At 72.2% G+C, this 17,689-nt stretch carries 16 protein-coding genes and 2 pseudogenes; 8 read left to right on the top strand and 10 right to left on the bottom strand.

All coding sequences use genetic code 11. The features are described from left to right. Positions 1 to 207 precede the first annotated feature (207 nt). The 8 genes and pseudogenes from E4P40_RS06435 to E4P40_RS29495 form a co-directional block, all read right to left on the bottom strand. Positions 208 to 1,668 (bottom strand): benzaldehyde dehydrogenase, encoded by a 1,461-nt coding sequence (locus tag E4P40_RS06435; RefSeq protein ID WP_135158061.1) that lies wholly within the window; start codon positions 1,666 to 1,668, stop codon positions 208 to 210. Positions 1,669 to 1,753: 85 nt separating this feature from the next. After that, positions 1,754 to 3,337 (bottom strand): class I adenylate-forming enzyme family protein, encoded by a 1,584-nt coding sequence (locus E4P40_RS06430; RefSeq protein ID WP_135158060.1) that lies wholly within the window; start codon positions 3,335 to 3,337, stop codon positions 1,754 to 1,756. Between the two features lie 5 nt (positions 3,338 to 3,342). Continuing rightward, entirely contained in the window at positions 3,343 to 4,593 is a 1,251-nt protein-coding gene (locus E4P40_RS06425; protein ID WP_135158059.1) for an ABC transporter substrate-binding protein, read from the bottom strand. Beyond that, a complete protein-coding gene (locus E4P40_RS06420) occupies positions 4,590 to 5,738 on the bottom strand; it encodes a branched-chain amino acid ABC transporter permease (protein WP_135158058.1) in 1,149 nt (382 codons plus the stop codon). The genes E4P40_RS06425 and E4P40_RS06420 overlap by 4 nt, the downstream gene beginning before the upstream one ends. Beyond that, on the bottom strand, positions 5,731 to 6,621 hold the full coding sequence (locus tag E4P40_RS06415; protein WP_135158057.1) for a branched-chain amino acid ABC transporter permease: 891 nt from the start codon (positions 6,619 to 6,621) through the stop codon (positions 5,731 to 5,733). Before E4P40_RS06415 ends, E4P40_RS06420 begins: the two co-directional genes overlap by 8 nt. Next, positions 6,618 to 6,740, bottom strand: a complete 123-nt coding sequence (locus E4P40_RS29505) for a hypothetical protein (RefSeq protein WP_348519637.1) — start codon at positions 6,738 to 6,740, stop codon at positions 6,618 to 6,620. The genes E4P40_RS06415 and E4P40_RS29505 overlap by 4 nt, the downstream gene beginning before the upstream one ends. Before the next feature lie 117 nt (positions 6,741 to 6,857). Continuing rightward, a pseudogene (locus tag E4P40_RS29500) lies at positions 6,858 to 7,319 on the bottom strand (ATP-binding cassette domain-containing protein); the annotation flags it as partial. A gap of 132 nt (positions 7,320 to 7,451) precedes the next feature. Next, positions 7,452 to 8,168, bottom strand: a pseudogene (locus tag E4P40_RS29495) (ABC transporter ATP-binding protein); the annotation flags it as partial. A gap of 171 nt (positions 8,169 to 8,339) precedes the next feature. Between E4P40_RS29495 and E4P40_RS06405 the strand changes: the two are divergent. After that, the gene (locus E4P40_RS06405) at positions 8,340 to 9,191 is read left to right on the top strand and encodes a PaaX family transcriptional regulator C-terminal domain-containing protein (RefSeq protein ID WP_135158055.1); all 852 of its coding nucleotides are present in this window, start codon (positions 8,340 to 8,342) and stop codon (positions 9,189 to 9,191) included. A 57-nt stretch (positions 9,192 to 9,248) separates the two neighbouring features. Here the strand turns inward: E4P40_RS06405 and E4P40_RS06400 are convergent, their stop codons facing one another. Next, positions 9,249 to 9,677, bottom strand: a complete 429-nt coding sequence (locus tag E4P40_RS06400; RefSeq protein WP_209305209.1) for a MarR family winged helix-turn-helix transcriptional regulator — start codon at positions 9,675 to 9,677, stop codon at positions 9,249 to 9,251. Between the two features lie 78 nt (positions 9,678 to 9,755). Between E4P40_RS06400 and E4P40_RS06395 the strand changes: the two genes are divergently transcribed. The 6 genes from E4P40_RS06395 (at position 9,756) to pgi (ending at position 16,034) form a co-directional block, all read left to right on the top strand. Then, positions 9,756 to 10,664, top strand: a complete 909-nt coding sequence (locus E4P40_RS06395) for an SDR family NAD(P)-dependent oxidoreductase (protein ID WP_135158053.1) — start codon at positions 9,756 to 9,758, stop codon at positions 10,662 to 10,664. An 8-nt stretch (positions 10,665 to 10,672) separates the two neighbouring features. Next, positions 10,673 to 11,536, top strand: coding sequence for an amidohydrolase family protein (locus tag E4P40_RS06390; protein WP_280790579.1), 864 nt, complete (start codon positions 10,673 to 10,675; stop codon positions 11,534 to 11,536). After that, entirely contained in the window at positions 11,533 to 13,080 is a 1,548-nt protein-coding gene (locus E4P40_RS06385; RefSeq protein WP_135158051.1) for a long-chain fatty acid--CoA ligase, read from the top strand. The genes E4P40_RS06390 and E4P40_RS06385 overlap by 4 nt, the downstream gene beginning before the upstream one ends. Beyond that, positions 13,077 to 13,532, top strand: coding sequence for a MaoC family dehydratase (locus E4P40_RS06380; RefSeq protein ID WP_135158050.1), 456 nt, complete (start codon positions 13,077 to 13,079; stop codon positions 13,530 to 13,532). The genes E4P40_RS06385 and E4P40_RS06380 overlap by 4 nt, the downstream gene beginning before the upstream one ends. A gap of 68 nt (positions 13,533 to 13,600) precedes the next feature. Continuing rightward, positions 13,601 to 14,359 carry a class II glutamine amidotransferase gene (locus tag E4P40_RS06375; protein ID WP_167762129.1) on the top strand — a complete coding sequence of 253 codons (759 nt, stop codon included), beginning with the start codon at positions 13,601 to 13,603 and terminating at the stop codon, positions 14,357 to 14,359. 43 nt (positions 14,360 to 14,402) lie between these two features. Further along, positions 14,403 to 16,034: a glucose-6-phosphate isomerase gene (gene pgi / locus E4P40_RS06370; protein WP_135158048.1), complete on the top strand. Its 1,632-nt coding sequence runs from the start codon at positions 14,403 to 14,405 to the stop codon at positions 16,032 to 16,034. A gap of 19 nt (positions 16,035 to 16,053) precedes the next feature. On the opposite strand, the gene purU is transcribed toward pgi, so the two are convergent. Beyond that, the gene (gene purU / locus E4P40_RS06365; protein WP_135158047.1) at positions 16,054 to 16,926 is read right to left on the bottom strand and encodes a formyltetrahydrofolate deformylase; all 873 of its coding nucleotides are present in this window, start codon (positions 16,924 to 16,926) and stop codon (positions 16,054 to 16,056) included. A gap of 281 nt (positions 16,927 to 17,207) precedes the next feature. Here purU and E4P40_RS06360 point away from each other — a divergent pair, with 281 nt between their 5' ends. Further along, positions 17,208 to 17,462, top strand: coding sequence for a hypothetical protein (locus tag E4P40_RS06360; RefSeq protein WP_135158046.1), 255 nt, complete (start codon positions 17,208 to 17,210; stop codon positions 17,460 to 17,462). Positions 17,463 to 17,689 lie beyond the last annotated feature (227 nt).

The following is a 17,689-nucleotide window of genomic DNA, read 5'->3' as shown; positions in this document are numbered from 1 at the left end:
GGAGGCCACGGTTCGCGTGCAGCAGCAGGCAACCCTCGTCTCCTGCGGTGAACCGGCCAGCCCGTCGGCCAGTGCGACTGCCTGACGGACCTGGCGGCATCCGCGCCCCGACGCCTGCGCCGCAACCTCGCGAACCCGCTGGAGGCGCGTCAGGTCGTCGTCATTCGGCCCGCATGACGACGACGACCCGACAGCCGACTGGGGAGGTCAGAAGGGATAGGCGGGGAGGTCGCCGCGGAGGGTGACCCACTGCGTCTCGGTGAACGCCTCGATGTTGGCCATCGGCCCGCCGTGCCGCGAGCCCGTGCCGGAGGCGCCCACCCCACCGAAGGGCGCGACCGCCTCGTCGTTCACCGTCTGGTCGTTGATGTGCACCAGGCCGGAGGGGATCCGCTCGGCCAGCTGCAGTCCGGCGTAGACGTCCTTCGTCAGGATGCCCAGCGAGAGCCCGTACTCCGTGCCCGCAGCCAGCTCCACCACCTCGTCGAGCGAGGAGAACGGCGTCACCGGGGCGACGGGGCCGAAGATCTCCTCCTGGTAGGCCGGCGCCTCGACCGGCACGTCGCCCAGCACCGTCGGCCGGTAGAACAGACCGTCGTAGGTGCCGCCCGTCCGCAACTGCGCGCCGCCCTCGACGCTGGCGGTGACCAGGCCGTGCACCCGGTCGCGCTGGCCGGCGTCGATCAGCGGGCCGAGCGCCACGTGGTCGCGGAACGGGTCGCCGACCGGCAGCTTCTCCACCTTCTCGGTGAGCACCTGCGTGTACTCCTCGGCGATCGAGGCGTGCACCAGGTGCCGGGAGGTGGCCATGCAGATCTGGCCGGAATGGGCGAACGTGCCCCAGGCGCCGACCGACGCCGCGGCGGTCACGTCGACGTCGCCCAGGACGATCAGCGCGGAGTTGCCGCCGAGCTCGAGGTGGGCGCGCTTGAGGTGCTGACCGGCCAGCGCCCCGACCGCGCGCCCGGCCCGGGTGGACCCCGTGAAGGCGATGACCCGGACGGCGGGCTCGACGACCAGCGCCTCGCCGACGTCCGCCGCGCCCGGCAGCACCTGCAGCACGCCGGCGGGCAGCCCGGCCTCTTCGAAGACCCTCGCGAACATCGCGCCGCCGGAGATCGCCGTCCGCGGGTCGGGCTTGAGGATGACCGCGTTGCCGAGCGCCAGCGCCGGCGCCACGGCCCGGATGGCGAGGATCGTCGGCACGTTGAACGGCGCGATCACGCCCACGACGCCGGCCGGCACCCGGCGGGCGAAGGAGAGCCGCGGGGAACCGGTGCGCAGCAGCTCGCCGTAGGGGTGCGACGGCAGCGCGGAGGCCTCGTAGCACTCCTGGGCACTGGTGTGGACCTGGAAGTCGCCGAACGGCTGGATCGCTCCGGACTCCCGGGCCAGCCACCCCTTGATCTCCTCGGCGTGAGCGGTCAGGACGTCGCCGGCGCGGCGCAGGACCGCGGCCCGCTCCTCGAACGGCAGCGCGGCCCACGCCTTCTGCGCGTCGACCGCACGCACCGCCGCGACGTGCACGTCCTCCGGCGTCGCCCTGCCGACCGCCCCGAGGGTCTCCCCCGTGGCCGGCTCGACCGCGTCGTAGGTGCCGCCGCTGCCGTCGCTCCACGAACCGGTCCAGAGCTTGCCCTGCCAGGCGCCGTCCTCGAGCAGTGCCATGTCGTCGTCCCCTCGTCCGGACCGCGTCGCCGCGATCGATGGGCCGCTGCCGGCCGTCCCGGACAAGGATGCCCGTCCCCGGCGATCAGCGCGGCGCGACGTCCTCCGTGGCCATGCGGCGCAGCTCCGCGCGCTGCACCTTCGCGGAGGCGGTCATCGGCAGGTCGTCGACCACGCGCCAGAGCCGGGGCACCTTGAACGGCGACAGGCCGCTGCGGCAGAACGCGGTCAGGTCCGCCGCGTCCGGGTCCCGTCCGGCAGCGGGGACGACGAACGCGACGACGAGTTCCCCCCACCGCTCGTCGGGCACCCCGACGACGGCGGCCCGGTCGACGTCCGGGTGCCGGACCAGCAGCTCCTCGACCTCGACCGGCGAGACGTTCTCACCACCGGTCTTGATCATGTCCTTGATGCGCCCGACGACCCGGCAGGCACCGTCACGGTCCATCTCCGCCAGGTCGCCGGTGTGCAGCCACCCGTCGGCGTCGATGGCCTCGGCCGTGGCCGCGGGGTCGTCCAGGTAGCCGCGCGTGATGCGCGCCCCGCGGACCCACAGCTCGCCGGGGGTTCCCGGCGGCACCGCCACGCCGTTCCGGCCGGCGATGCGCACGTCGGTCCCGGCCAGCGGCGCCCCGACGGTCTCCCGGCGGATCCGGTCGGGGTCGGTCGGCGCGGTCTGCAGCACCGCGCCACAGGTCTCGGTCATGCCGAAGGTGATCGACAGCCGGGCGCCGAACAGCGACTCGACGCGGTCGACGAACGCCGGGGTGACGGTCATGCCGCCGGTGAAGAGCACCTCCAGCGCGGACAGGTCGGTTCCCGGCAGGTCGACGTGGGAGGCGAGCAGGTCGAGCAGCGTGGGGGCGGCCGACAGGAGGGTTGCCCGGCGGTCGGCCATCGCCCGCAGCACCGGCCCAGGGGCGAAGGGCAGGACGACGTGCTCCGCCTGCGCCCACAGCGCGCCGACCACACCCAGCACGTTGCCCGCGGTGTGGAACAGCGGCATGGGGTTCACCCACACCCGGCCCGCCCGCGGCCCCAGGCGGTCGGCGAAGGCGCGACCGGTGGTGACCATGCCGGAGTGCGTGATCCGGACGCCCTTGGCCCGGCCCGTCGTACCGGAGGTGAACTGCACCTGCGCGAGGCTCTCCGGATCCACCGAGGGCAGTCCGGCGGGCTCGGCGAGCTCGATCGAGTGCCGCCAGTCGTCGCCGCACCGCCGGACCTCCCGCAGCGCGGGAAGTCGGGCGGCGGCCTCGACCGCGAGGTCGGCGACCCGGTTGCCGCCGACGTCGACGGCGGCGAAGAGACACGCCGCACCGGACAGCCGCAGCGCGTGCTCGAGCTCGGCCGGACGCGAGCGGGGATTGATCGGCACGAGGGTCATCCCGGCCAGCGCGACGCCCAGCTGGAGCAGCACCGGCTCGGGACCGTTGCCCAGGCAGGTGGCGATCCGGGAACCGGGCTGGAGGTCCTGGAGCAGACCGCCGGCGACCGCACGGGCGTCGGCGAGCAGCTGCGCCGCCGTCCAGGTCTCGCCGGAGGCCGGAGTGGTCAGCAGCAGCGCCTCCGGTGACTCCCGGGCGGCCCGGTGGAGGACGTCGCCGAGGACGCCCCCCACCGGGCCCGGGACCGGAGCGGCCAGCAGCTCACTGCGCTCCAGGGCCACGGCGGTCAGCCGAAGGTGTAGCTCTGCGCGCTGGGGCCCTCGTAGGTGTCGAGGAGCTCCAGCCCGGCCTCCGCCGTGTCGCTGACCTTGGAGACGTACACCGTCCGGGTCGGGGACTCGCCCACCGTGGAGTAGTCCAGGCCGTCGGGGAGCAGGCCGTCGGTGTCCACGTCGGAGCCTTCGCGCATCGCGGCGACGACGCCCTCGGGCGTCAGGTCACCGGCCTCGCAGGCACCCTCGAGGGAGGTACGCAGGAGCTGTGCCTGCGCATAGGCCAGCGGCACCTCCCACCCGACGGCGCCGTCGGGGTCGGCCTCGGCGTAGAGCTCGTTGGCCGCCTGGACGCCCGGGGCGTCGGAGGCGTAGGGCGCGACGGCGGTGATGCTGTACGCGTTGGCCAGCAGCGCGTCCGCGGCAGGGGTGTTCAGCAGGGCCGGGTTGAACGTCGGGTTCATCCCCACGATCGGGATGTCCGCGCCCTGGGACCCGAGCACGCCGGCCAGCGACGCCAGCTGCCCCGGAGCGGCGGCGAGGATGACGGCGGACGCACCCTCCTGGACGAGCGAGGACGCCTGCGCCGAGAGGTCGGTCGTCGCCGGAGTGATCTCCTGCGGGATCACCGTCAGTCCACGCTCCTCGGCGGCGTGCTCGGCGCCGGCGAGGGCGTCGTTGCCGTAGTCGCCGACGAAGTACACGACGCCGACCGAGTCACCCTCGGCGATACCGAGCTCGTCGACCAGGTAGTCGATCGCGTTCGCACCCTGGATGCTGTAGCTCGCGCCGGGCAGCTGGTTGGACTCGTACTCCAATGCCGTGCTCGCCCAGCCCACCCCGCCGACGTAGAGGCCCTCCTGGTCGGCCAGCGGCAGCACCGCGGCACTGGTGGGTCCACCGAGGACCTGCTGCAGGGCGACCACGTCGGAGGAGATGCTGCGGAACAGGGAGACCGCCTTCTGCGGGTCGTAGGCATGGTCCTGCACCTGCATCTCGACGTCGCGGTCGCAGATCCCGCCGTCGGCGTTGACCTGGTCCCAGTAGGCCTGGAACTCGGTGACCTGCACGGCGGCGCCGGCGGCGAACGGTCCGGACAGGTCGGTCAGCACGCCGATGTTGATGGCGGAGTCGGTCACTCCGTTCCCGGTCTCGACGTCTCCGGAGTCACCGCCGCCGGCGGCCTCCGGCTCCGTGGTGGAGCAGGCGGTGACCGCGAACAAGCAGGCTGCGGCGGCGGCCAGGGCGGGACGGGTCTTCCTCATCGAGCGGTCTCCTTAGACCTGGAGGGGTGGTCCCCGGCCTCGTGGCCGGGGTCGATCGGTGTGGTGGGGCCAGGGGTGTCGTCCGGGGCGCCGGACGCGGTGCCCCTGCCGGTGAGCCGGCGGAAGGCCCCGGCGAGGCCCCCGCGCAGGAAGATCAGGACGGCGATGATGGCGAGCCCGTAGAGCAGCCGTGACGTGGTCGCCGGATCGAGCCCGCCGGAGCCCGGGGCTGCCATGAAGGGCAGCACGTCGCTGTACTGCGTGAGCACGAGCGGGAGCGCGGTGACGAAGAGGGCGCCGACCATGGCACCGCCGACCGAGCCCAGGCCGCCGATCACGATCATGACCAGGAAGTCGACGGACACCGTGAGCGTGAAGACGTCGGGCGCCAGGCGGCCGTACGCGAGGGCGAGCAGGGCCCCCGCGAGCCCGGCGTAGCCGGAGGAGACGACGAACGCCGAGGCCTTGTGCCGGGCGACGGCGATGCCCATGGCGGCGGCCGCGGTCTCGCTGTCACGGACGTTCGCCCACGCCCGCCCGGTCCGGCTGGTCCGCAGGTTGGCGGCCAGCCAGCAGGCCAGCAGCGTGAGGAGCAGGAACAGGTACCAGAGCCGGTGCAGGCCCTCCAGCTCCACCCCGGCGACGGCGAGGTAGTCGGGATCGCGGTTGCTGAAGCTGAAGTTGCCGAGGGTGAACGGCTCCACCGAGCGCCCGTTGAACCCCCCGGTCCAGGAGTCCAGGTTGAGCAGCAGGTGCCGCACCACGAAGACCAGCCCGAGGGTGGCCAGGCCGAGGTAGATGCCCCGCAGCCGGCTGGCGACCGGGGAGAAGATGAACCCGATGAGGGCCGCCATCGCCACGGCGAGGACGAGCCCCACGATCGCCGGCAGGCCGGCACCGGCGAGCGTGGGCGTGGACTCCGATGTCGCCCAGACGTAGACGTAGGCACCGATGGCGGCGAACGCGGCGTGGCCGAGGGACAGCTGACCGGCCACCCCGACCAGCAGGGTCAGGCCCACCGCCCCGACCATGGTGGCCATCACGAAGAGGCCCAGCTGGAGCCAGAAGTCGTCGAGCACCAGGGGCAGCGCCACGGCCACCAGGAGCAGGAGCACTCCGGCGATCCGACGAGGGAGGTCAGACACGGACGGCCTCCTTGCTGCCGAGGAGGCCCTGGGGGCGCACGAGCAGGACGATGATCATCACGAGGTAGGGCACGACCTCGCCGAAGCCGCTGCCGAGGAAGGCCAGTTCGCTCTCGTAGCCGACGGTCAGCGCGGTGACCAGCCCGATGACCAGGCCGCCCAGCACCGCCCCCGGCACCGAGTCGAAGCCGCCGAGCACCCAGGCGGGGATGGCGAGGAAGGCCGACAGCGCCACCGTGGGAGCCACCCCGGGCGACGGGAACGAGGTCAGGAAGATGCCCGCGAGGGCGGCGAGCACCCCGGCCAGCGCCCACCCGGCGGCGCCGGTGCGGGACAGCCGGATGCCCATGAGCGACGCGGTGGGCCCGTCGGCCGCCGCCGCGCGCATCCCGATCCCCAGGCGGGTGCGGGCGAACAGGAACCAGAGGCCGGCGAAGACCACCACGGCCAGGACCGCAGCCAGGACACGGCCGGTCGGGAGGGAGATGCCGCCGATGCGCACCACGTCGGCTCCCCAGGGAGCTCCGAGCGGCAGCACCCGGTTGCCGATCCGGCGGGTCAGCTCGGTGAGCAGCAGGATGTCCACCCCGAGCATCAGGATGGCCGCCGTGCCAGGGTTGGGATCGGCGAGGTTGCGGACCAGGAGGGCGTTGATCAGCACGCCGACGACGGCCGCACCGACGATCCCGACGAGGACGGCCGGCCAGAAGCCGATCGTGGGCTGGGTGACCGCCACGAGGTAGGCACCGAGCAGGACGATCGCGCCGTGCGCGAAGTTCAGCACCCCGGTCGAGGTGAACACCATGGCGAAGCCCGCGGCGATCAGGCTCAGCACCAGCCCGAAGGACAGGCCGTTGAGCACCTGCGTCAGGAAATAGCTCATACGGCTGCCGCTCCCAGGTAGGCACGGAGGACCTCGGGGTCGCGTTGGACCTCGGCCGGGGTGCCCTCGGCGATCTTCTTGCCGAAGTCGAGGACCGTCACCTGCTCGGCGAGACCCATGACGAAGGGCATGTCGTGTTCGACGAGCAGGATCGACAGTCCGAGGTCGCGGCGGACCTGCCGGATGGTCTCGGCCATCTCCTGCGACTCTCCGTGGGTCATGCCCGCGACCGGCTCGTCCAGCAGGAGCAGCGACGGCCGGGCGGCCAGCGCCCGGCCCATCTCCACGCGCTTGCGGTTGCCGTAGGACAGGCTGTGCACGGGCGTACGCAGCAGCGGGGTCAGGCCGAGCAGCTCCGCGATGTCGCGAACGGTCTCCCGGTGGACGCGCTCCTCGCGCCGCGCCCGCGGCGTCCGCACGGCCCCGGACAGCACGCCGGAGCGCATCAGCCGGTGCCGGCCGACGAGCAGGTTGTCCTCGACCGTGTCCTCGAGGGCCAGCGAGATGTTCTGGAAGGTCCGCGCCACGCCGAGCCCGGCGGTGCGGTGTGCGGGCAGCGCGGTGAGGACGTCGTCGCCGTAGGTGACCCGCCCCTCGGTGGCCCGGTAGGCGCCACCGAGCACGTTGATGCAGGTCGACTTGCCGGCCCCGTTCGGGCCGATGAGCGCGTGGACCGTGCCGGGGTCGATCTGGAAGGACACCCCGGACAGGGCAGCGATGCCGCCGAAGCGCACGGTCAGGTCCTCGACGGCGAGCCGTTTGGGCGCCTCGGCCGTCGGGATCGCCGGCTCGGACACCAGCACGTCGACGGGCCGTACCGGGACGGCGACACCGAGGTACCGCTCGCGCACGTCGTCGCTGGCGGCGAGTTCGTCGGCGCTGCCCGAGGCCGTCACGTGGCCGACCTCCAGGACGTAGGCCCGGTCGGCGACGCGCAGGCCCATGACGGCGTTCTGCTCGATCAGCAGGACGGCCGTTCCCTGCCCGTTGATCTGGGTGACGATCTCGCCGATCTGGTCGACCAGCAGCGGGGCCAGTCCCAGGGACGGCTCGTCGAGGAGCAGCAGCTCGGGCGATGTCATCAGGGCCCGGCCCATCGCCAGCATCTGCTGCTGACCGCCGGAGAGCAGCCCGCCGAGCTGGGTGCGCCGCTCGGCCAGCACCGGGAAGAGCTCGAAGACCCGGTCGCGGGCCTCGTTGCGGCGCTTGGCGTCCCGGACCGTGAACCCGCCGGCCTGGAGGTTCTCCTCGACGGTCAGGTCACGGAACACCCGTCGCCCCTCGGGCACCTGCATCAGGCCCCGCCGGACGACCTCCGATGCGTCCATCCCGGCCAGGTCGACACCCTTGTAGCGGATCGTCCCCCCCGTGACCGAGCCACCGTAGGAGCCCAGCGCGCGGGAGATGGCCCGCAGGAGCGACGTCTTCCCGGCACCGTTGGAGCCCAGGACGGCGACGACCGAACCGGCTCCGACCTCCAGCGAGACGTCCCGAAGGGCCTGGACGGCGCCGTCGTAGGAGACATCGAGGTGCTCCACGCTCAGCAGCGGTGCTGTCATCGGCGTCCTTCCGGCTGGCCGGTCAACCCCAGCGAGGTGGCCCATGGTGTTCCAGGTCACGCAAAAGCTAGAGTGACTACGAACGTCCGTCAAGGAGATGTCTAACTTTTGACGGTGGATCGTGACGTCGATGAGACCGGGAACAGGAGGGAGCGGTAGATGAGCGCGGTACCGGTCGTCGAGGACGATGCGCAGCCCGGGCCGGCCGCCCACCGGCCCCAGTCCCTCCTTCTCAGCTTCCTGGGCGCGGTGGTCCTCGACTCCGAGCTGCCCCCACTGCCCTCGATGACCCTGCTGGACCTGCTGGCCGACCTCGGCGTCACCGAGGCGGCGGCTCGGGCGACCCTCAAGCGCATGACCCAGCGCGGCCTGTTCTCGCGCGGTCAGGTCGGGAGGACGGCGGAGTACGCGCTCACCCCGCTCGCCGAGGAGGTGCTGCGCGAGGCCCGTGAGCGGGTGGCGTCAGCGGCGCCGTTCGAGCACCCCGCGGGCGAGTGGACGCTGCTCAGCTATTCGGTGCCCGAGAGCCGGCGCGACCTGCGGCACCGGGTGCGGGCTCGGCTCACCTGGGCCGGTTTCGGTGGCCTGCGGGACGGCCTGTGGATCGCTCCGGGCACCGTCGACGTCACGGCCGTGCTGGGCCGGTCCGACCTGGTCGAGGTCGCGCAACTGGCCGACGCGTTCGCCGCCCGGGCCCTCCCGGGCACCGACCTCGACCGGCTGGTGCACCGGGCCTGGGACGTGCCGGCCGTCCGCGCGGCGCACACGTGGTTCATCGAGACCTGGAGCCGCCCGCCGCGGGTGTCGGGCTCGCTCGCCCAGCTGACGCTGCTGGGTGCGGACTGGTTGTCCCTGCTGCGGACCGATCCCGGTCTGCCTGCAGCTCAGCTGGGCGCGGACTGGCCGGCGCCCACCAGCAGTGCCGTCTACCGACGGGTGTTCGACGGCCTGGAACCGGCTGCCCGGGCGGCACTCGAGCGCAGCCTCCGCGCGAGCGGCCGCCTCCCCTGAGGCCTCCCCCAGGGGCCCGCCGCTAGGTACGGGTGGTGGGGAGGAGGTGGCCCTTCTTCAGCCGGTAGCGCTCCAGATCCGGGTCAGCATGTCGCGGAGCCTGTCCCTCTCGGTGTCCCCCAGCAGGCTGAGCGGTCCTTCGACGGCGGCGTCGGCGTCCTCACCAGCGGCCTTCCGGACACGGCGCCCCTCGGACGTGGCGACCACCAGCCGGGTCCGCCGGTCGCCCTCCGGGGCCTGGCGCTCGACCAGTCCGGCGGCGGCCAGTTCGTCGACGAGGAGGACCACCTGCGAGGGATCCAACCCGAGCACCGTGGCCAGCTCACGCTGACTCAGCCCGCTCTCGGACTCACAGGCCAGCACCAGGACCGAGTAGTGCCGCACCCGCAGCCCGTGCTCGGCCAGGGCGGCGTTCGTCGCCCGCACGACCTGTCCGCTGGCGCGGGAGAGCAGGAAACCCAAGTCGTCGGCCAGGGGCTGTTCCATGGACACCTCCATCGTTGACAACCTCAACGATACCCGCCTACGTTGCCCGCACCACCCCCGCCTTGATGAGGAGCAGCCGTGGACCTGACCGGCAAGGTCGCCGTCGTCACCGGATCCGGGCGGGGCCTCGGCCTCGCCTACGCCACCGAACTGGCCCGCTCGGGCGCCGCCGTCGTCATCAACGACGTCGACCCCGAGGTCGCCGACGCCGCGGTGAAGACGATCACCGACGCCGGCGGCAGCGCCGTCGCCGAGGTGGTCGCCGTGGGGTCGAGCGAGGCCGCCCAGGCACTGGTCGACCGTGCCGCGAACGAGTTCGGGCGGCTCGACATCCTCGTCAACAACGCCGGCATCCTGCGCGACTCGACCCTCTGGAAGATGACCGACGAGCAGTTCGACGCGGTCGTCGCCACGCACCTGCGCGGCACGTTCACCTGCACCCGGGCCGCCGCGATCAAGCTCCGCGAGCAGGGCGAGGGCGGCCGGATCATCTGCGTCGGCTCCCCCACCGGCCAGGTCGGCAACTTCGGGCAGACCAACTACGCCGCGGCCAAGGCCGGGATCGTCGGCATGGTCCGCACCTGGGCGATGGAGCTGGCCCGGGCCGAGATCACGGTCAACGCGATCGTCCCCGTCGCCGCGACCGGGATGACCGAGACAGTGCCCTTCCTCAAGCCCTACGTGGACGCGCTGCAGGCCGGCGAACCGCTGCCCCCGTACGCCCGCCGGGAACTGGCCTTCGGTCCCCCCGAGGACGCCGCCGGACTGGTCGCCTTCCTCGCCTCCGACGCCGCCGCGGGCATCACCGGCCAGGCCATCGGGATCGGGGGCGACCGCCTCGCCCTGTGGTCCCACCCGACCGAGGCCGTGGTCGAGTTCGCCGACGGCACCGGCTGGTCGGCCGACGCCATCGCCGGCATCTGGCCCGACCGCTTCGCGCCGTCCCAGCAGACCGTCGGCCAGCAGTTCCCGGAGCCGCCGAAATGAGCCTCCGACTGGACCTCGACGCACTCGTGGCCATCGACGTGCACACCCACGTGCACGCCGACACGCACGGGCACATGGCCCTGGACGACGAGCTGTCCGCGGCCGCCTCGAAGTACTTCAAGGGCGACCCGTACGACCCGACGGTGCCCGACATCGCGGCGGACTACCGGGCCAAGAACATGGCCGCCGTGGTGTTCAGCGTCGACACCGAGATGGCCACCGGCCAGCCCGCGCTCTCCAACGAGGAGATCGCCGACCTGGCCGCGGAACACCCCGACGTGCTCATCCCCTTCGGCTCGGTCGACCCCGCTCGCGGCCTGTCCGGCATCCGGCTGGCCCGCAAGCTCGTGGAGTCGCACGGGGTCCGCGGCTTCAAGTTCCACCCGTCGATCCAGGCCTTCGAGCCCAACGACCGGTCGGTCTACCCGCTCTTCGAGGAGATCCAGAGCCTCGGCGTGCCGGCGCTGTTCCACACCGGCCAGACCGGCATCGGCGCGGGCCTCCCGGGGGGGCGCGGCATCAAGCTGCGGTACTCCGACCCGATGCTGCTCGACGACGTCGCCGCCGACTTCCCCGGCCTGACGATCATCATGGCGCACCCCTCGGTGCCCTGGCAGGACGCCGCCATCTCGGTGGCCACCCACAAGGCCAACGTCTACATCGACCTGTCCGGCTGGTCGCCCAAGTACTTCCCGCCGCAGCTGGTCAAGGCCGCCAACGGGCTGCTGAAGCACAAGGTGCTCTTCGGGTCGGACTACCCGCTGCTGCGCCCCGAGCGCTGGATCGCCGACTTCGAGCAGCTGGACATCAAGCCCGAGGTGAAGCCGCTCATCATGAAGGAGAACGCGATCAAGGCACTGGGGCTGCGATGAGGAACGCAGGCCTGGGCTCGTGGCCCGAGCGCCGGCTCCGGATCTCCCCGCACCGGCCGGCCATCTGGTTCGAGGGGACGACGACGACCCACGGTGAGTTCGCCCACCGGGTCCGCCGGGCGGCCGCCGCGCTGAGCGCCCTCGGCGTCCAGCGCGGGGACCGGGTCGCCTGGCTCGGAGCCAACCACCCCGCCGCGCTGGAGACCCTGTACGCGTGCGGTCAGCTCGGTGCGATCTGGGTGCCGGTGAACGCCCGGTTCACTGCTCCCGAGGCGCGGTACGTGCTCGAGCACGCCGGGGCGAGCCTCGTCGTCCACGGGCGGGAGCACGGCACGACGGCCGACGCCCTGCGGGCGGAGCTGCCGGCGGTCCGCGAGTGGATGGCCGCCGAGACCCCGCTCGCCGGCGGCCGCGACTCCCTCGACTGGCAGCAGCTCCTCGCCGAGGCCGAGCCGGTGCTCCGCGACGAGCCGGTCAGCCTCGACGACCCGTGCCTGATCATGTACACGTCGGGCACCACCGGCCGGCCCAAGGGCGCCGTCCTGACCCACGGCAACATGACCTGGTCGTGCCTCAACCAGATCCTCGGGTTCGACTTCACGCCCGACGAGCGCACCCTCGGGCTGGCGCCGCTGTTCCACATCGGCGGGCTGAACGGCACGCTCAACCCGACGCTGCTGCGGGGCGGCTGCGTCGTCCTCGTCCGCGGCTTCGACCCGCCGGCCACGCTCGCGGTCATCGCCGAGCAGCGGGTGACGTCGTTCTTCGCCGTCCCGACCATGCTCGACGCGCTCAGCCGCCAGCCGGACTTCGACAGCCTCGACCTGTCCGCGCTGCGCACCATCGGCGCCGCCGGCGCACCGCTCCCCCTCCCCCTGCTGCACACCTGGCTCAACCGGGGGATCACCGTGCAGCAGGCCTACGGGATGACCGAGTCCGCCCCCGCCGGCACCGCGCTGGACAGCGCCGACGCCGTGGCCAAGGTCGGGTCGGCCGGGAAGTCGCAGTTCTTCGTCGACGTCCGCGTCGTCCGCCCCGACGGCACCGAGTGCGAACCGGGCGAGATCGGCGAGGTCGTCCTGTCCGGGCCCAACATCATGGCCGGCTACTGGAACGCCCCCGAGGCCACCGAGGCGGCGATCGTCGACGGCTGGTACCACTCGGGGGATGCCGGCTCGACCGACGAGGACGGCTACCTCTACATCCGCGACCGCTACAAGGACATGATCATCTCCGGCGGCGAGAACGTGTACCCGGCCGAGATCGAGTCCGCGCTGCTGGAGTTCCCCGAGGTCGTCGAGGTCGCGGTCATCGGCGTGCCCGACCCGACGTGGGGCGAGGTCGGCATGGCCGTGATCGTCCCGGCGCCCGGCCGGGAGCCCGACCCCGAGGCGATCCGGACCCGGCTCCGGACCCGGCTCGCCGGGTTCAAGGTGCCCAAGTACGTGGAGTTCGCCGACGAGCTGCCGAAGACCGCCACCGGCAAGATCCGCAAGCCCGACCTGCGCCACCGCTACGTCCCGACCGAGGAGACCACCGCATGAGCACCACCACGACCATGGCCGAACTGCCTGCCCTCAAGGGCACGGAGCTCGGCACCAGCGAGTGGGTCGAGGTCACCCAGGACCGGGTGAACCTCTTCGCCGACGCCACCGGTGACCACCAGTGGATCCACGTCGACGTCGACCGGGCGAAGGCCGAGAGCCCCTTCGGCGGGCCGATCGGTCACGGGTACCTGACCCTGTCGCTGCTCATCCCGATGTGGTCGGAGGTGCTCGCCGTCAGCGACGCGACGATGGCCGTGAACTACGGGCTGAACAAGGTGCGCTTCCCCTCCCCCGTGCCGGTCGGCTCCAAGCTCCGCCTCACCGCGACGCTCACGGACGTCGAGGAGGTCGCCGGCGGCCTGCAGGTCACGGTGGCCGCCGTGATCGAGGCCGACGGTGCCGCCAAGCCGGTCTGCATCGCCGAGCCGGTGTTCCGCTTCTACGGCTGACGGGCGCGACGTGCCGGTGCCACCTGGGGTTGCGCCGGATCCGGGCCTTCCTCCGTCATCGTGGAGCCGTGTGCCGACTGCTGGGCTGGACCACCCGGACATCCACGACCCTGAGCGACCTCCTCGGCGAGGACGACCTCGCCGACTTCACGGCGCTGTCCGTCAAGCACGGTGACGGCTGGGGAGTCGCCCGCAGCACCCTTCGGCGGGTGGTCGTCCGGAAGCGCGCCGACGCCGCGCGGACCAGCGACGAGTTCGCCCGCTGGGCGCGCCGGCGCCGCACCGACTCGGGCATCGCGCACCTGCGCTGGGCCACGCTCGGGCTGGGCATCGGCCCGGACAACACGCACCCCTTCACCGACGGACGCGTGGCCTTCGCGCACAACGGCTCGATCCGGCCGCCGGCCGCTCTCGACGAGCTGCTGACCCAGCGGTCGCAGCGGCAGCGCCGCGGCACGACCGACAGCGAGCGCTACTTCCTCGCGGTCGCCCAACGGCTGCGCGACGGCGCCGGTCCGGCCGAGGCCCTGCGGACGACGGCGGACGAGATCGCGGCCACGACGCCGTTCACCAGCCTCAACTGCCTGCTGCTGACCCCCGACGAGCTGTACGCCTTCTGCCGGTTCGACCCCGACGGCCCGCTCGAGGACGACGACCCGGAGTACTACACGCTGCGGTACCGGGTGAGCGACGACGCCGTCGTCGTCTCCTCCAGCGGCTGGGGCCGCGACTGGCAGGAGCTCGGCAACGGCGACCTGCTCGTCGTCCGCCGCCGGACGCTGGAGACGACGGTGGCCGCAGCGGCCGAGTTGGGCATGACCGCCTGAACCCGGGGTCGCCCCCCGTTCCCGCCTGCGGGAAGGTGGACGGGTGGGGATCAGCGAGAGCCCGGAGTGGCAGGCACTGTCGGAGCACCACCGCGAGGTGAGCGGGGTCCACCTCCGCGACCTGTTCGCCGAGGACCCGGGCCGCGGCGAGGAGCTGACCTGCCGCGCCGGCGACCTGTACCTCGACTACTCCAAGAACCGGCTGACCCGCGAGACGGTCCGGCTGCTCGTGGCGGTGGCCGAGCGGGCCGGGCTCCGCGAGCGCACCGACGCCATGGTCCGTGGCGAGCACATCAACGTCACCGAGGACCGCGCCGTGCTCCACGTGGCGCTGCGCGATCCCCGCACCGGCGGCCTCGAGGTCGACGGGCAGGAGGTGCGGCGCGACGTCCAGGAGGTACTGCGGCGGATGGCCGACTTCGCCGACCGCGTGCGCGGCGGCGAGTGGACCGGGCACACCGGCGAGCGGATCCGGGCCGTGGTGAACATCGGCATCGGCGGCTCCGACCTCGGGCCGGCCATGGCATACCTGGCGCTGCGCGACTACTCCGACCGCGCACTGACCTTCCGCTTCGTCTCCAACATCGACCCCACCGACCTGGCCGAGGCCACTCGGGACCTCGATCCGGCCAGCACGCTGTTCATCGTCGCGTCGAAGACGTTCACCACGCAGGAGACGCTGACCAACGCCACGGAGGCCCGCCGCTGGCTCGTCGAGGGCCTCGGCGGGGACGAGAAGGCGGTCGCCAGGCACTTCGTCGCGGTCTCGACCAACGCGGAGAAGGTCGCCGCGTTCGGCATCGACACCGACAACATGTTCGGCTTCTGGGACTGGGTCGGCGGCCGGTACTCCTTCACGTCGGCGATCGGGCTGTCGCTCATGGTCGCGATCGGCCCGGCGCACTACCGGGAGCTGCTCGACGGGTTCCACACCATGGACGAGCACTTCCGGACGGCGCCGTACGAGGAGAACCTGCCGGCGCTGCTCGGGCTCATCTCCCTCTGGTACATCGACTTCTTCGGCGCGCAGACCTCCGCCGTCCTGCCGTACGCGCAGTACCTCGCCCGCTTCCCCGCCTACCTGCAGCAGCTGTGCATGGAGTCCAACGGAAAGTCGGTGACCCTGGACGGCGGCCGGGTCGACGTCGCGACCGGCGAGATCGTGTGGGGCGAGCCGGGTACCAACGGCCAGCACGCCTTCTACCAGCTGCTGCACCAGGGCACGGTGCTCGTGCCGGCCGACTTCATCGCCTTCGCGCAGCCCAACCACGACCTGGACGGGATGCACGACCTGTTCATGGCGAACTTCCTCGCCCAGCCGCGGGCGCTGGCCTTCGGCCGCACCGCCGAGGAGGTCGCCGCCGAGGGGACGCCGCCGGACGTCGTCCCGCACAAGGTGATGCCGGGCAACCACCCCTCCAACGCGATCGTCGCGCCGAAGCTGACCCCCGCAGTGCTCGGCCAGCTGGTCGCCGCCTACGAGCACCGCGTCTTCACCCAGGGCGTCGTCTGGGGCATCAACCCGTTCGACCAGTGGGGCGTCGAGCTCGGCAAGGTCATGGCCAACCAGCTCGCCCCGAAGCTGCAGAGCGCGTCCCCGCCGGAGTACGACTCCGACTCCTCGACCAACGCGTTGGTGAAGCTGCTCCGCGAGGGCCGCGGCCGGCCGGCCTGACGGTCGGCCCGGTCCGACGTCACTCGAAGACGACGGTCCGGTTCCCCTTGATGATGACGCGGTTCTCGGTGTGCCAGCGCACCGCGTGCGCGAGGGCCCGGGTCTCCGCCTCGCGGCCCCGGGCGGCGAGCTGCTCGGGGCTCAGCGAGTGGTCGACGCGCAACATCTCCTGCTCGATGATCGGTCCCTCGTCCAGATCCGCGGTGACGTAGTGCGCGGTCGCGCCGATGAACTTGACACCGCGGGCGTGCGCCTGGTGGTACGGGCGGGCCCCCTTGAAGCTCGGCAGCATCGAGTGGTGGATGTTGATCGCCCGGCCCTCGAGCTCCCTGCACAGGCCGTCGGAGAGGATCTGCATGTAGCGGGCCAGCACCACCAGGTCGACCCGCTCCTCCCGCACGATGTCGAGGAGCGCCGCCTCCGCCTCGGGCTTGGTCTCGCGGGTGACCGGGATGTGCCGGAAGGGCACGCCGTAGAAGTCGGCGATGCCCTTCAGGGTCGGGTGGTTGGACACGATGGCGACCACGTCGAGGTTGAGCTCGCCGACCGAGTTGCGGAAGAGCAGGTCGTTGAGGCAGTGCGCGTACTGGCTGACCATGATGAGCACGCGCTGCCGCTCGGCGGCGTCGGCCATCCGCCAGGACATCTGGAACCGCTGGGCGATCGGCTCGAAGGCCTGGCACAGACGGGCGAAGTCCAGCGGGGCACCGTCGGCGTGCGCGAACTCGACACGCATGTAGAACATGCCGCTCACGAGGCTGTCGAACTGGTGGCTCTCCACGATGGTGCACTGCTCCTCGACGAGCAGTCCGGACACCGCGTGCACGATCCCGGGGGCATCCTTGCAGGACAGCACCAGGACCCCGTGCTGAGCGTCGGCGGGCCGCGTCATCGCGCTCCTCCTATCGGTCGGTCGGCGAGGCCGCGTGGCCGGCCGCACCCGGAGTCGTTCCCGCTGGACTCCGTGGAGAACCATGGAGCCGGGCGTCGGGATCGTGCCGAGCCTAGGGATCGGAGCGCCTGCGCGGGATGCCGCAGATGACGCCTCCCGAACGGCACGAGGTGTCGGCCCCGGCCGCGACAATCGACGTAGGCGGGCACCGGTCGCAGGGCCGGGTTTTCGCCACCTCCGGCGGGGGAACCGTCGCGGCAGCACGACGAGAGGAACCCGCGATGACCGTGAGCCCGCAGCAGATCAAGGTCCGCAAGGTCACTCACTGGCAGCCGACGTTCACCCACCGGGAATCCGGCCAGGACGGGCTGTACACCTTCCAGCTCATCCTGGACAACGGTGCTGACGAGCACATCCTGGGGGTGACGGCCGAGGACGCCGACAACCTGTTCGACTGGCTGCACGCGAGCAGCGACGTCTACTACGACCTCGAGCGACGCGTGCTCATGTTCGGCACCCGGGCGGTCGGCGACTAGTCCCGGTTGCCCCTCATCTGCAGGCCGGACAGGCTGTTGTCCGGCCGCGCTGCCGCACGGCACGGGCCGCCCGTGATCACCTGGAGGACGAGTGGCTGCGATGTACGCGAGGTCGACGACGATCCACGGCGAGGCGTCATCGGTCCCCGAGGCGACCTCGTACGTCCGCGACGAGGTCATGCCCACCGTCCGGTCCATGGAGGGCTGCGTCGGCCTGTCGATGCTCG

This window comes from Blastococcus sp. CT_GayMR20 (assembly GCF_004570345.1).
This window is presented reverse-complemented; position numbering and strand designations above follow the sequence as displayed.

What these genes read in the sequence shown, in the direction of transcription:
- E4P40_RS06435 (WP_135158061.1), bottom strand. Translation starts at nt 1,668, where the DNA reads ATGGCACTGCTCGAGGACGGCGCCTGGCAGGGCAAGCTCTGGACCGGT.
- E4P40_RS06425 (WP_135158059.1), bottom strand. Translation starts at nt 4,593, where the DNA reads ATGAGGAAGACCCGTCCCGCCCTGGCCGCCGCCGCAGCCTGCTTGTTC.
- E4P40_RS06415 (WP_135158057.1), bottom strand. Translation starts at nt 6,621, where the DNA reads ATGAGCTATTTCCTGACGCAGGTGCTCAACGGCCTGTCCTTCGGGCTG.
- E4P40_RS29505 (WP_348519637.1), bottom strand. Translation starts at nt 6,740, where the DNA reads ATGGGTCTCGCCGAGCAGGTGACGGTCCTCGACTTCGGCAAGAAGATC.
- E4P40_RS06405 (WP_135158055.1), top strand. Translation starts at nt 8,340, where the DNA reads ATGAGCGCGGTACCGGTCGTCGAGGACGATGCGCAGCCCGGGCCGGCC.
- E4P40_RS06400 (WP_209305209.1), bottom strand. Translation starts at nt 9,677, where the DNA reads ATGGAACAGCCCCTGGCCGACGACTTGGGTTTCCTGCTCTCCCGCGCC.
- E4P40_RS06385 (WP_135158051.1), top strand. Translation starts at nt 11,533, where the DNA reads ATGAGGAACGCAGGCCTGGGCTCGTGGCCCGAGCGCCGGCTCCGGATC.
- E4P40_RS06380 (WP_135158050.1), top strand. Translation starts at nt 13,077, where the DNA reads ATGAGCACCACCACGACCATGGCCGAACTGCCTGCCCTCAAGGGCACG.
- purU (WP_135158047.1), bottom strand. Translation starts at nt 16,926, where the DNA reads ATGACGCGGCCCGCCGACGCTCAGCACGGGGTCCTGGTGCTGTCCTGC.
- E4P40_RS06360 (WP_135158046.1), top strand. Translation starts at nt 17,208, where the DNA reads ATGACCGTGAGCCCGCAGCAGATCAAGGTCCGCAAGGTCACTCACTGG.